Consider the following 13,875-nt stretch of genomic DNA (forward strand, 5'->3'; position numbering starts at 1 on the left):
GCTCGGCCGCTTGTCACCTGGCCGGGGAGAACTCGTTCAGCGTAGAAAGCTCAGGCTTTCCGCCATGGCCAACGGCCCAGGAATCGACATGACCACGACTCACGCCACTTCCCAAACCCACGTCAATCTCAGCACCGCCGAACTGGTCGAGCGGGCGGTGGCTCGTGGCGAAGGCCGCCTGTCGGCGGACGGCGCCTTGGCGGTGAATACTGGCGAGCGCACCGGCCGCTCACCGAAAGACCGCTTCATCGTCGAGGAGCCCGGCACCCGTGACCAGATTGACTGGGGCAGCGTCAACCGGCCTTTCGACGCCGACAAGTTCGATGCACTCTGGGCGCGGGTCGAGGCGTACCTGAAGGATCGCGAGCACTTCGTCAGTGAGCTTCACGTGGGCAGCGACACCACCCACTACCTGCCGGTACGCGTGACCACCGAAACCGCCTGGCAGAACCTGTTCGGCCGCACCATGTTCGTGCGCCCCGAGGTCTACAACCCGGCGGGCAAGCAGGCGTGGACGATCCTCAATGCCGCGAACTTCGAGTGTGACCCGAGCCGCGACGGCACCAATTCCGATGGCACCGTGATCATCAACTTCGCCGACAAGAAAGTGCTGATTGCCGGCATGCGTTACGCCGGCGAGATGAAAAAGGCCATGTTCTCGGTGCAGAACTTCCTGCTGCCGGCGTCCGACGTGCTGCCGATGCACTGCTCCGCCAACGTGGGCGAAGATGGCGAGACGTGCCTGTTCTTCGGTCTTTCCGGCACCGGCAAGACCACGCTATCCGCCGACCAGGGCCGCTACCTGATCGGTGACGACGAGCACGCCTGGGGCGACGACATCGTCTTCAACATGGAAGGCGGCTGCTACGCCAAGTGCATCGATCTTTCCGAGAAGAACGAGCCGGTGATCTGGAACGCGATCAAGTTCGGCACCGTGCTCGAGAACGTGGTGCTCGACGACCGCCGCACGCCTGACTATGCCGATGACAGCCTGACCCAGAACTCCCGCGCCGCCTACCCGCTGGAGCACGTCGAGAAGCGCGTACCGGAGAACCTGGCCGGCGAACCCAGCGCCATCGTGTTCCTGACCTGCGACATGTCCGGCGTTCTGCCGCCGGTGTCGGTGCTCTCCAAGGAAGCGGCGGCGTACCACTTCCTTTCCGGTTACACCGCCAAGGTCGGTTCTACCGAGATGGGCTCTTCCGAAGGTTTGGCCGCGACGTTCTCTACCTGCTTCGGCGCGCCGTTCTTTCCGCGCCCGGCCCGCGAGTACGCGGATCTTCTGATCAAGCGCGTCGAGAAGAAGGATGCCCAGGTCTACCTGGTCAACACCGGCTGGACCGGCGGCGCTTACGGGGAAGGCGGCTCACGCTTCTCGATCCCGACCACCCGCGCCATCATCAGCGCGATCCAGTCCGGCGTGCTGCGCGATATCGAGACCCAGCATATCGACGAACTGAACCTGGACGTGCCCACCGCGGTGCCCGGCGTGGACTCGAGCCTTCTGAACCCGCGTGACACCTGGGAAGACCAAGGCTCCTTTGCTCGCCACCAGCGTGAGCTGGCCGACAAGTTCATCGAGAACTTCAAGAAGTTCGAGGGTGTGAGCGACGCGATCCTGAAGGCCGGTCCCCAACAGGGTTAGAACTCTTCACTGTCCTGGCCGCTCATGGAAAGCTCTGGCTGTCATGCCAGAGCTTTCTCGTTTAGCCATCATGGGAAAGGGAGGCGGTGTCTGAAAAATGCGTTGTATCGTGTTGCCAGAAACCGTCGGATCGGTGCCATCCTGCTTTGAGCTTGTGTCGTAAAGCGCACATGGCATGATGTCCAAGCTTGAAGAACGGTAGCGTCAGGGAGATGATCGTTCTAACGAGACGCAGTATTTATCCTCGTAAAAGCGTCGAGCAGGCCGCATGTGATCCAGGCACAATTGGACCAGAATATCCCTTTCATTTTCTTCGATGGCATCAATCATCGCGTAGTGCTCTTTCTCTGCCTGCTGGAGTAATTCAGGCATTTTGAGTCCATGGGAACGGATGCCATGGGTTTTGGCATTTGAAAAGTTAATGGCTTCGGTCAGACTGGGGTTGCCTGTCCCTTCAAATAGCACCTGATGAAAGTGGTTGTTCGCACTGAAAATGGCTGACAGGTTATGATCTTTAACGGCGTTAGAATGTTGTTGCTGCGCTTTCTTCAACTTCTTTAACCACAATGCATCAGCAGGTAATTGAATTAACTTGGCGGCTGCTTCATGCAGAATTTTTCGCAAGACATAAAGGTCTTCTACTTCTTGACGCGTATAAAAGCGCACCATGGCCCCACGATTGGGAGAGCGTGACACGATACCCCGCCGTTCTAATTCCTGTAATGACGCCCGTACGATGTGCCTTTTAGTATTAAACCTAAGTATAAGCTCATCCTCGTAAAGGCGCTGCTTGGGCAGGAGCGAGCCGAAGATAATTTCTTCTTCCAATGCTGAAACAATAGTAAAAACAGCGTTTTGCGTTGAAGTGCCATGTGTCATGTCGGGGCTCCAGACAAGAGGTGACGGGATCGCAAGTAGTGCCTCCAGACTTTGCTTCTTTCATAACTTAATGATTTTAAAGTATTATTTTTATTTTTTTGATTTGGGGATAATATCAGGATTAGCCTCTCGCGACCATACGCCACCCTAGCCAATGCACTGTGTGCGACTATCAACCGATTGTTTTAATTGATGAAATATATTCCATGAAGAATCGATAGGATTATTGATAATCCTATCGATAGGTAGGGCGATAGTGCTATTGGCGCAAAACATCTTGAAACGCCGAAAGGCCAGGATAATGATAGTCATCGAATTTAAAGGGGGTTCACGAGAAACACAGTTGAGCATGGTAGTTTACGTTGCTCTTTTAAAACACGCCGGTTACTTGAATGATCGAGTAATTAGACATTAATGCTGATGAGAGAGTGGCTAATATCGCTCGCTTTAAAGTATTGATGATATAACAAGTGGAGAAGCATAATGATTAAAAAATCTGCACTGGCGCTTTCTGTCGCCATGGTGGCCTCACCTGCCTGGGCGCAATGGCCTGAAAAGTCTATCGAATTGATCGTGGCCTACGCGGCAGGGGGAGGTACCGATGTGACTGCCCGGGTGTTACAGCCCATGCTGGAGCGCGAGCTTGGGCAAAGCGTTGTTGTGGTGAACCGCCCCGGTGCTGGAGGTGAAGCCGGGCATGCAGCGTTGTCTAGTGCCAAACCGGATGGCTACACCCTCGGTATTCTCAACCTTCCGCCCATGTTGACGATCCCTATTACTCGAGACGCCGCGTTTGGTCCAGGGGATATCATGCCTGTCGCTGGGCTGGTCGAAGATCCTTCAGCCCTGTCAGTACCTGCCAGCAGCCCGTTTCAGACACTGGAAGACTTGATCGAGTTTGCCCGCGAAAACCCGGGTGCCGTTACAATCGGTACGACAGGGGTCGGCACCGACGATCACTTGGCCATGAACTACTTGGCAAAGGCTGCGGACATTACTTTGACACACGTACCGTTCGCTGGAGCAGGTCCGGCACGTACTGCGTTGGTTGGCGGTCATGTGTCTGCAGCTGCGATCAACCTGGGCGAAGCCATGCCATCGGCAGAGGAAGGTCAGGTTCGTATTCTGGCTCAGTTCGGGTCTGACGTATCGGAACTTGCACCCGATGTTCCTACCGTTGAATCCCTGGGTTACGACGTTCAGATGATCTCGTCGCGAGGCGTGGGGCTGCCCGCCGGCGTCGACCCTGCCATCGTCGAGCGTCTGTCGGAAGCCTTGGCCAATATCGCCAACGATGAAGCCTTCATCGCGCGTAATCACGAGCTTTATACCGAAGTGAACTATATGTCCACTCAGGATTTCACGCAGTACATCGAAGGCCTCCAGGCCGACTATCAAACGATGTGGGATGAATCTCCCTGGCAATAAGGGTGAACACAATGGTGCAGGCAAAGGTGGCGGCGAGCGAAAAGCTCGCCATCAATTTGTTCGTTGCAGGGGTAGGGGGGCTGTTCCTTTGGGATAGCCACACCCTGCAAGGGGGAAGTGCCTACTTCCCGATCAGTATTGGCGTGGCATTGATCGTTCTTACCGCACTGAGCGCACTCAATACCGTCATGACCAAGGAAGGAGCCACCCTAACCGATGAAGCCTCTCTCATACATGGAGTGGCGGGGTTAGTGCTGTTGGGGCTGTTTGTGCTGGGCGCGACCTTCCTGGGGTTTGTAACGTCGTCTCTTTGGTTCTTACCCGCGATGGCGTGGCTGGGTGGTGAGAAGAGATGGGTGCGTATTGGGGTGATCACCCTGACGTTTGCGCTTCTCACCACGCTTTTGTTTCACGTGCTGTTCTCGCAGACGATGCCGCCCGAGTTGATCTTTGGAGACGTACTATGATCGAAGTCCTGAGCGGCTTTGTGCCTGCCATCATGCCGGACAGCCTGTTCGCCATGCTGATCGGCACCGCAGCCGGTATCGTGGTCGGGGCCATCCCGGGGCTGACCGCCACACTGGCCATGGCACTTTTATTACCCTTTACCTACACCATGGATCCGCTGACCTCGCTGGGCATGATGGCGGGTATCTATAACGGTTCCATGTATGGCGGTGCTATTCCAGCGATATTGATGCGTATTCCGGGTACGCCTTCCGCCGTAGCCACGGTGTTCGATGGCAATGCTCTGGCAATGAATGGACGTGCAAAATTCGCTTTGCATGTCGCGTTGTTTTCATCCGCGGCAGGCTCTGCCATCAGCGCCGTGGCGCTCATGGTGCTCGCTCCTCCCTTGGTCGGGTTGGCGCTGAAGTTTGGCCCAGTGGAATACTTCTGGATCGCTATCTTCGGTTTGACCAGCGTGTCGCTACTGCTGTCGGACGCCCCTGCCAAAGGGCTGACGTCGGCGGTGCTCGGTATCGGTATCGGCTTGGTGGGCATGGATATGATCAGTGGTGCCGGGCGAATGACCTTCGGTGTCAGGCATCTCTATGACGGTGTCAATATTGCCGTATTGCTTACCGGCCTGTTCGCCATTCCCCCGGCGCTGGCGATGCTGGATACCGGTGCGCGAGCCAAGACCAATGTGACGGTCTCGGGAATCGGCATCAAGATGGCGGATATCTACCGGTTGCTCAAGACCTGGGTCAGGGCCGGTACCATCGGTGTCGTGGTGGGTATCATGCCCGGCGCAGGCGGCAATTTAGCCGGTATTCTCAGCTATGCCGAAGAGAAACGGGCAGCGAAAGATGCCAGCCAGTTCGGCAAAGGAGATCCACGCGGGGTCGCGGCTTCGGAATGTGGTAACAACGCAGATAACTCCTCCTCGCTCATTCCCACGCTGGCACTGGGGGTTCCGGGCAACTCCGTGGCGGCGCTGATGATGGGGGCCATGTTGATCCAAGGGCTCAACCCCGGGCCTGCGCTTTTCTCCCAGCATGGCGATGTGGTCTATGGCTTCATGTGGCAGATGCTGCTCACGGCTTTCATCATGCTGGGGCTTGGTTACATCGGCGCTGGATATTTCGCTCGTATGCTGCGTCTGCCGACCGGGCTTTTGGCCCCGATGATTCTGGTGGTGTGCTCCATTGGTACTTACATCGCCTCCAATAGCATCGCCGATGTGTGGATCATGCTGCTGGTCGGCATCATGGCTTTCTTTCTTTCTCGCTCCGGTTACCCGATCGCTCCCATCGTGCTGGGCGCCATTCTTGGGCCGATGGCGGAGTCCAGCTTCCGCCAGAGCATGCTCATCGGTCGTGGAGACCCCATGATTCTAGCCTCCTCGACGATCTCTCTAATCCTGATAGCTCTGATTGTTCTCGTGCTGCTGTTTCCGCTTTTCCGTTTATGGCGCCAATCGCGTGGCTGAGTCGATCAGCAGGCCATTCAATCCAGTATAGGTAAGGTGATAATTCAATGAATTCACAGATGGGCTCTGAATTAATCAGTACGAACCCCGCCACTGGCGAGGAAGTCGGTCGTGTCATCGTGACCACGCCTGAGGGGCTGGATGCGGTCGTCGATCGAGCTTGGCAAGCGTTTCATCACTCAGGATGGAAAAACCTCATGCCCCACCAGCGGGCAGACGTATTGCGTCGCATTGCAGATCGTCTCCAGGAAAAGAAAGCGTATTTGGCAAGCCTGCAAATGCAGGATAACGGCAAGCCGCTGTCCGAGTGTCGCGGAATGGTGGATTACGCTGTCGGCGCTTTTCGCTACTACGCCTCTGCCTGTGAAACGCTGGAAACGGAGGTGACTCCCCCTCGCGGACAATACGTTTCCATGACCGTGCTGGAACCCTATGGCGTCGTGGCGGCGATCACGCCCTGGAACTCACCGATCATGAACGACGCTACCAAGGTAGCGCCAGCACTGGCTGCCGGAAATGCAGTGATTCTCAAGCCATCGGAGGACGCCCCCTTGTTGGCGCCGGAACTTGAGCGTATCGCGCTGGAAGCAGGATTACCCGAGGGGCTGCTGCAAGTGGTTCAAGGGCAGGGGCGTGACATAGGGTCGGCGCTGGTCGGCCACGAGGGTGTTCGCATGATTTCCTTTACCGGAGGTACCACCACCGGGCGGGCGATTGGTCGCGTAGCGGCCGACCGGGTAGTGCCGGCGGCGCTGGAGTTAGGCGGGAAATCGCCGCATATCGTGTTTGATGACGCCGACCTGTCCCTGGCGGTGCCTGCCGTGTTGGCGGGAATATTCGGTTCGGCGGGTCAATCCTGTGTCGCCGGGTCTCGAGTATTTATCCATCGAAGCATTTATCAGTCGGTGCTGGATCAACTGGTGGAGCGAACGCGACAGATCAGGATTGCTGCACCGGATGCCGAGGGGATCGAAATGGGGCCGCTGGCCAGCTTCCAGCATCGCGAGCGAGTTGAGCAGTTTGTCGAGCGTGCCCGGGAGGAGGGTGGACGAATTCTATGCGGCGGCGCCAGGCCGACCGGTGCTGAATTCGAGCAGGGCGCTTACTACCTGCCCACCATCATCGATGGTCTTGGTATCGATGCGGTCTCCTGTCAGGAAGAAGCCTTTGGTCCGGTGCTGGTGGCGTTGCCCTTCGATGATGAGGCGTCGTTGATAGAGGCTGCCAACGGCACCGCATTTGGACTCGCCTGTGGCATGTGGACCGAAAGTTTCAAACGCGCGTGGCGTGTGGCGCGTGCCATCGATGCCGGCTCCATGTGGATCAATACCTACAAGCAATCCGTGACCAGCACCCCCTTCGGCGGTTTCAAGTATAGCGGGATCGGGCGCGAGAAAGGGTTGGAAGGTCTCAAGCTATATGGGCAGGTGAAAAGTCTGTTCTTCGGTCTTCAGGAACACCCGTTCCCAATTTCCAAGTAAGGCAGTGGCATCGCCGTGCTCCTCGATGGCCACTGCACTCGAGGCAAACAAACATTCAAAACAGAGGTGGGAATGGATAAGCGCAAAGTAGCCGTTTACGGGCTGGGTAATATGGGATATCTGGTCGCCGAGCGGGTTGCCCATCATTTTCAGGTCAGTGTTTTCGATCTCGACGAGAACGCCGTGGCCAAAGCCGCTGATGAGTTCGGCGCAACGGCGATCAGGGAGCCCGCCCAAGTCGCCGAGGTCGCGTTTGTGGTGTTGTGTCTGCCCACACCGGCCATATCGCTCACGGTATTGAACGACATCGCGCCGCACCTTCAACGCGATACGATCATTATCGAAACCAGTACCGTCAACCCCTACGACATGGAACAGAGCGCCCGAGTACTGAAACCCCATGGGCTCGCTATTATCGATGCCTCGATCCTGGCCGGGGTGAGTCAGATGGCGGCCGGCACGGCTAGTCTGTTGCTGGGAGGAAGTAAGGAGAGTATCGAAACTGCCCAGGCGGTTCTGGATAGCATCGCAGAAAAACAGATCTACTTTGGTGAGCTCGGCACGGGTGCGGCGGCTAAAGTCATCAACAATGCCGTGGCGCATGCGGTGATGGTCGTGGTGGCCGAAGCGGGGTCCATGGCGACCGCCGCAGGCGTCGATATAGAGAAGTTGATTGGCTTGCTCTCGGACAAGCAAATGGGATTGCATCGTCCATTGACTTATCGGTATGCCGATCGTGTGGTCAACGGAGATTACGATGGCGGCATGCCGTTGATGGCAGCACGTAAAGACTCCCAGCTGGCGGTTCATCTCGCCCAGTCTCAGGGGGTTCCACTGTTTGCGATACAGTCATGTCATACGGTGTACGAGCTAGGCGTCGCACAAGGCTACGGGCGTGAAGATTACGCGGCGATTGCCAAACTCTGGAACGATTGGGGCATGCCCGCGGTGCCTTCCAGCAGCTAATTCAGAGAAATGGTGGGGCGCCGAAATGCTATCGGCAGCCCCTGAATGAGTACTGTCCCACCTTTGAAGCTCTTTGCGATGTCAGTGGTCGCTCCCTTCTTCTGCATGACGCTGTGGCCTTTTGAAGCCAGCCGGGGGCTGGCATTTCATGCCAGCGTCATGGCTTTGTGGTACCGTGTCGGCATTTAAAAGCCGGTATGAGTTTGTGGCACCTATGGATGTAAACGCACGGATTGTTTCGCGTCTGGCCGAAGAGCTGGGCGTAAAGGCGCAGCAGGTCAGCGCCACGGTTGCACTGCTGGACGAAGGCGCCACCGTGCCCTTCATCGCCCGCTACCGCAAGGAGGTGACCGGGGCGCTGGACGACAGCCAGCTTCGAAACCTCGACGAGCGGCTTCGCTACCTGCGCGAGCTCGAAGAGCGTCGGACCGCGGTGATCAGCGCCATCGACGAGCAGGGCAAGCTCGACGACCCGCTCAAGGCGCGTATCGACGCCGCCGACACCAAGCAGCGCCTGGAAGACCTTTACCTGCCGTTCAAGAAAAAGCGTCGCACCAAGGCTCAGATCGCGCGCGAAGCGGGGCTCGAACCCTTGGCAGATGCGCTGCTGGCCGACCCGACCCTCGACCCGGAAGCCGAAGCACAGGGTTATCTGCGCGCCGCCGAGGGCGATACGCCCGCCATCGAGGATGCAAAAGCCGCACTCGACGGCGCCAAGCAGATCCTCATGGAGCGCTTCGCCGAGGACCCGGAGCTGATTGGCCGGCTGCGCGAGCGGCTGTGGGAGGAGGGCGAACTCAGCGCCCGCATGCTCGATGGCAAGGAACGCGATGGCGCCAAATTCTCCGATTACTTCGAACACGATGAAAAACTCGCCAAGGTGCCTTCCCACCGGGCGCTGGCGATGTTCCGCGGGCGCAATGAAGGCGTGCTGAGCCTGGCGATTCGCCTGCCCGGGGAAGACGAGGCGCCGGTGCACCCGGCCCAGGCCGCCATCGCCCAACAGGTCGGCATTCGCGACGAAGGGCGCGCGGCGGATAAATGGCTGATGGAAGTGGTGCGCTGGACCTGGCGGGTGAAGCTTTATACGGCACTCGAGACCGAACTTCTTGGCCGGCTGCGTGAGCAGGCGGAGCAGACCGCCATCGACGTCTTCGCCGCCAACCTTAAGGATCTGCTGCTGGCCGCGCCAGCGGGGCAGAAGGTGACGCTGGCGCTCGACCCGGGGCTGCGCACCGGCTGCAAGGTGGCGGTGGTGGACGCCACGGGTCAGTTCGTCGACCAGGCAACCATCTATCCCCACGCGCCGCAAAACCGCTGGGACGAGTCGCTTTCCGAACTCACGAAACTGATCAAACGTCATAATGTCGAGCTGATCGCCGTGGGCAATGGCACCGCCAGCCGCGAAACCGACAAGCTCGCAGGCGAGCTGGTGAAAGCGCTGGCCCCGAACCAACCTTTGAGCAAGGTGATGGTGTCCGAGGCGGGCGCCTCGGTCTACTCGGCCTCCGAGTACGCCTCGAAGGAGCTGCCGGACCTCGATGTCACCATTCGCGGCGCGGTCTCGATCGCCCGGCGCCTGCAGGACCCGCTCGCGGAGCTGGTCAAGATCGAGCCCAAGTCGATCGGCGTGGGTCAGTACCAGCACGACGTTTCCCAGCTCCAGCTCTCCAGGAGCCTCGAGGCGGTGATCGAGGACTGCGTGAACGCGGTCGGGGTCGATCTGAATACCGCCTCCAGCGCGCTGCTTTCCCGAGTGGCGGGGCTTTCCGCGGTGATTGCCGAGAATATTGTCGCCCAGCGCAACCAGCAGGGCGCCTTCAAGAGCCGCAAGGCGCTTCTCGAGGTCAGCCGGCTGGGGCCGAAGACCTTCGAGCAGTGCGCCGGTTTCTTGCGCATCCAGGACGCCGAGAATCCGCTGGATGGCAGCGGCGTTCACCCGGAGGCGTACAGCCTGGTCGAGCGTATCGCCCAGCAGAGCGGGCGCGAGGTGAAAAGCTTGATCGGGGACCGCCAGGCGCTCAAGGCGCTTGACCCTGCGGATTTCGCCGACGAGCGCTTCGGCGTGCCGACGGTCAGCGACATCTTCAAGGAACTGGACAAGCCCGGCCGAGACCCGCGCCCGGAGTTCAAGGCGGCGGAGTTTCGCGAAGGTGTCGAGAAGCTCACCGACCTCGAGCTCGGCATGGTGCTGCAAGGCACCGTCACTAACGTCACCCACTTCGGTGCGTTCGTGGATATCGGCGTGCATCAGGATGGCTTGGTGCATATCTCGGCGCTTTCCGAGAAGTACGTCGAGGACCCGAGAACCGTGGTCAAGGCTGGGGACATCGTCACCGTGAAGGTGATGAGCGTGGATATCCCGCGCAAGCGGGTAGGGCTCTCCATGCGGCTTTCTGATGAGATCGAAAGCGACAGGGGGCAGAAGGCGTCGAGCGCCCAAGGGGACGGCCGCAAGGCCCCGCGCGCCCAGAAAAACGGTCGCAGCGGCCGCGAACGGCCCGCCCAGGAGGGTGGAATGGGGGCGCTTGGCGCGGCACTGTTGAAAGCCAAGCAGGGCAAATAGTCGCGCGCCTTGAAGTTTGAGCGTATAGCGCCATATTCTTAGCCCTTCAAGGGCTGGCCGAATGGCGGTACCTGCAGATTTTATCCAGGCCTGCACGGCAGGCCTTATAGACAAGGAGTGTTCGTTTTGGCTGAGCCTCTCACTGTGCCCGCCTCGCTGACCGCCCAGATCGAGCGCTTGCTGCCAAGTGCCCGGCTGGGCCGGCTGGGGCGCCTGCGGCGTGGACTGGAAAAGGAAGGGCTGCGCGTCGATGCGGGCGGCCACATCGCCCAGACGCCGCACCCCGAAACGCTCGGGTCGAAGCTGACCCACCCGCACATCACCACCGACTACTCCGAATCACTGCTGGAGTACATCACCCCGGTCTACTCCGAACCGAAGGAGGCGCTGGCGTTTTTGTCGGATCTGCACACCTTCACCTACCAGCACCTCGATAACGAGTGGATCTGGCCGGGCAGCATGCCCTCCAGGCTCTCGGGCAACGAAAGCGTGCCTATTGCCGACTACGGCACATCCAACGTCGGCACCATGAAGCACGTCTATCGCAAGGGGCTCGACGTGCGCTACGGGCGCATCATGCAGGCGATCGCCGGCGTGCACTACAACGTCTCGCTGCCGGAAGACATGTGGCACGCGCTGCGCGAGCTGGAAAAAGCCACCAACATCCCGTTCAACGACTACCGTTCGACGCGCTACTTCGGCATGATCCGTCATTTCCGCCGTCACAGCTGGCTGCTGCTGTACCTGTTCGGCGCATCCCCCGCCGTGGACAAGAGCTTCCTGCCCGATGGCCAGGTGCCGGAGAAGCTCACGCCGATCGGCGACGACACCTTCTATGCCGAGTACGCCACGACCCTGCGCATGTCGGATCTGGGCTACCAGAACAAGGTGCAGGAGCAGCTCAAGATCTGCTTCAACTCGCTGTCGAACTACGTCAACACGCTGCGCCACGCCATCTCCTCGCCCTGGCCGGGCTACGAGAAGCTGGGCGTGAACGTCGACGGCGACTGGCGCCAGCTCAACGCCAACATCCTGCAGATCGAGAACGAGTACTACAGCGACATTCGCCCCAAGCGCGTGGCCCGGCACAACGAGACGCCGAGCCAGGCGCTCGAGGCGCGGGGCGTCGAGTATATCGAGGTGCGCTGCCTGGACTTGAACCCCTTCGACGCCCTCGGCGTGACCGAAGACCAGATGCGCTTCGTCGACGTGTTTCTGCTCTGGTGTCTGCTCAGCGACAGTCCCTGGATTTCTGATGAGGAGTGCGACCGCCTGGACGACAACCGCCGGCTGGTGGTCGAGCGCGGCCGTGACCCGGCGCTCGAATTGATGCGCGACGGCGAAGCGATCACGCTACCCGCCTGGGGCGAGCAGATCTTCGCCGAGATGGGCGAAGTCGCCCGGTTGCTCGATGCGGTGGAGGAGCACGCGCCGCACCAGGCGGCGCTCGATGCACTCGCCCCGCGCCTGCGTGACCCGAGCCTCACGCCCTCGGGCCAGCTGCTGGCTCGTCTCAAGGCGGGCTCGGGTTCGCTCAGCGATACGCTGCTGGCGCTGGCAAAAGAGCAGGGCGAGGCGCTGAAGTCGACCCCGATGCTGCGCTCGCGTCAGGCGCTGCTGGATCAGTTGATCGAAACCTCCCACCAGCAGCAGCACGACATTGAAGCCGCCGACGTTGAATCCTTCGGCGATTTTCTCGAGCATTACTTCACCAAAGCCCGCGAAATGCGCGCCTTTTCGGCCATTACTCCCGAGGAATCAGAATGATGCCATCCGCCATCCGTCCCACCGCATGGGCCGGGTTTGTCTTCTGCGTGTTGATGATGACGGTTGCCCTGATGCTCGAGCACGTGGCGGGGCTGGAGCCATGCCCACTGTGCATCTTCCAGCGGGTCGCGGTGATTGCGGCGGGTATCGTCTTTCTGGTGGCCGCGCTGCACAACCCCAAGGGGCGAGCGGGGAAAGCGATCTACGGCGTGCTCGGGCTTGCCAGCATCGGCACTGGCGCTTTCATCGCCGGGCGCCACGTCTGGCTTCAGCATCTGCCGGCGAGCGAAGTGCCTTCCTGCGGCCCGGGGCTCGACTACATGATGGACATCCTGCCCCTGCGCGACGTGGTATCCCTGGTACTCACCGGCTCCGGCGAGTGTGCCGAGATCGATTTCACTTTCCTGGGACTGTCGCTTCCCGCCTGGACGCTGATCGGCTTTCTGATCTTGTCGCTCGCGGCACTGCGCATTCTCTGGCTGGCCTTCAAACGGTGACGCTCCTTGCCGGCCGCCACGTGCGGGCGGCAGGCAATAAAATCCCGGTAGCGTAATTGACATGCTCTAGCGGAAAGGCGAGTCTAGGCCTGACCGAGAGTCCCGATCAGGAGAACGCCATGCTGGAGAACTGCAAGAATGCCCAGGAGCGGTGGGGAGGTGTGCATAGCCTGATCGACCGCTGGCTCGAGCAGCGGCGCACCTTTTTGATCAGCTTCATCGAGCTCAAGGAAGCCTGCGATGCCGAGCTCGAAGGCGTCGACAAGGCGCGCATCGACACCTTCAGCGAGCTCTTGATGGACTACATCAGCGCCGGGCATTTCGAGATCTACCCCGAGCTTGCCAAGGAGGCCAAGGCCTTCGAGGACGAAAGCGCGCTGGCGATCGCCGACAAGCTGCTCGAGCGCCTCGAGATGTCCACGGCCATGGTGCTCGAATTCGACGAGGACTACGCCAGCGTCGAGCGCTGCCAGGCGCATATCGCCCGGCTTCCCGCCTGGCTCGACCGCCTCGCCAAGGGCCTGACCGAACGCTTTGCCCTGGAAGACCAGCTCATCGCCCGCCTGCACGCCGCGCATAGCCCGCAGAAAGCGCCGCTCTAGCGCGTTAGGTACGACCCTTCCTCTTTATCTCTTCTATCTCCAGCAGCGCCGTGCGCTGCCTTTCGCGGGTGCGCCCTTCGGCTTACCCGCGCTACGATATATGCCTGC

Annotated in this window: 11 protein-coding genes; 10 read left to right on the forward strand and 1 reads right to left on the reverse strand. The window is 59.7% G+C overall.

Going from position 1 to position 13,875, the window contains the following annotated elements; genetic code table 11:
- The first annotated feature begins 88 nt into the window (after positions 1 to 88).
- The gene (locus GEV37_RS10360) at positions 89 to 1,645 is read left to right on the forward strand and encodes a phosphoenolpyruvate carboxykinase (protein ID WP_227390182.1); all 1,557 of its coding nucleotides are present in this window, start codon (positions 89 to 91) and stop codon (positions 1,643 to 1,645) included.
- A gap of 204 nt (positions 1,646 to 1,849) precedes the next feature.
- Here the strand turns inward: GEV37_RS10360 and GEV37_RS10365 are convergent, their stop codons facing one another.
- Positions 1,850 to 2,524: a GntR family transcriptional regulator gene (locus tag GEV37_RS10365; protein WP_227390183.1), complete on the reverse strand. Its 675-nt coding sequence runs from the start codon at positions 2,522 to 2,524 to the stop codon at positions 1,850 to 1,852.
- Positions 2,525 to 3,007: 483 nt separating this feature from the next.
- Between GEV37_RS10365 and GEV37_RS10370 the strand changes: the two genes are divergently transcribed.
- The 9 genes from GEV37_RS10370 (at position 3,008) to rsd (ending at position 13,767) form a co-directional block, all read left to right on the forward strand.
- Positions 3,008 to 3,952 carry a Bug family tripartite tricarboxylate transporter substrate binding protein gene (locus GEV37_RS10370; protein ID WP_227390184.1) on the forward strand — a complete coding sequence of 315 codons (945 nt, stop codon included), beginning with the start codon at positions 3,008 to 3,010 and terminating at the stop codon, positions 3,950 to 3,952.
- An 11-nt stretch (positions 3,953 to 3,963) separates the two neighbouring features.
- Positions 3,964 to 4,419 carry a tripartite tricarboxylate transporter TctB family protein gene (locus tag GEV37_RS10375; protein ID WP_227390185.1) on the forward strand — a complete coding sequence of 152 codons (456 nt, stop codon included), beginning with the start codon at positions 3,964 to 3,966 and terminating at the stop codon, positions 4,417 to 4,419.
- Complete coding sequence (locus GEV37_RS10380; RefSeq protein WP_386110785.1) at positions 4,416 to 5,888, forward strand: tripartite tricarboxylate transporter permease; 1,473 nt, start codon at positions 4,416 to 4,418, stop codon at positions 5,886 to 5,888. The genes GEV37_RS10375 and GEV37_RS10380 overlap by 4 nt, the downstream gene beginning before the upstream one ends.
- A 47-nt stretch (positions 5,889 to 5,935) precedes the next feature.
- Entirely contained in the window at positions 5,936 to 7,369 is a 1,434-nt protein-coding gene (locus GEV37_RS10385) for an aldehyde dehydrogenase (protein WP_227390186.1), read from the forward strand.
- Positions 7,370 to 7,441: 72 nt separating this feature from the next.
- Positions 7,442 to 8,335 (forward strand): NAD(P)-dependent oxidoreductase, encoded by an 894-nt coding sequence (locus tag GEV37_RS10390; RefSeq protein WP_227390187.1) that lies wholly within the window; start codon positions 7,442 to 7,444, stop codon positions 8,333 to 8,335.
- Between the two features lie 214 nt (positions 8,336 to 8,549).
- The gene (locus tag GEV37_RS10395) at positions 8,550 to 10,901 is read left to right on the forward strand and encodes a Tex family protein (protein ID WP_227390188.1); all 2,352 of its coding nucleotides are present in this window, start codon (positions 8,550 to 8,552) and stop codon (positions 10,899 to 10,901) included.
- 126 nt (positions 10,902 to 11,027) lie between these two features.
- Positions 11,028 to 12,668, forward strand: a complete 1,641-nt coding sequence (gene gshA / locus GEV37_RS10400) for a glutamate--cysteine ligase (RefSeq protein ID WP_227390189.1) — start codon at positions 11,028 to 11,030, stop codon at positions 12,666 to 12,668.
- Positions 12,665 to 13,165 (forward strand): disulfide bond formation protein B, encoded by a 501-nt coding sequence (locus tag GEV37_RS10405; protein ID WP_227390190.1) that lies wholly within the window; start codon positions 12,665 to 12,667, stop codon positions 13,163 to 13,165. Before gshA ends, GEV37_RS10405 begins: the two co-directional genes overlap by 4 nt.
- 119 nt (positions 13,166 to 13,284) lie before the next feature.
- A complete protein-coding gene (rsd, locus tag GEV37_RS10410) occupies positions 13,285 to 13,767 on the forward strand; it encodes a sigma D regulator (RefSeq protein WP_227390191.1) in 483 nt (160 codons plus the stop codon).
- Positions 13,768 to 13,875 lie beyond the last annotated feature (108 nt).

It is taken from the genome of Vreelandella malpeensis (genome assembly GCF_020622355.1).
Classification (GTDB): domain Bacteria; phylum Pseudomonadota; class Gammaproteobacteria; order Pseudomonadales; family Halomonadaceae; genus Vreelandella; species Vreelandella malpeensis.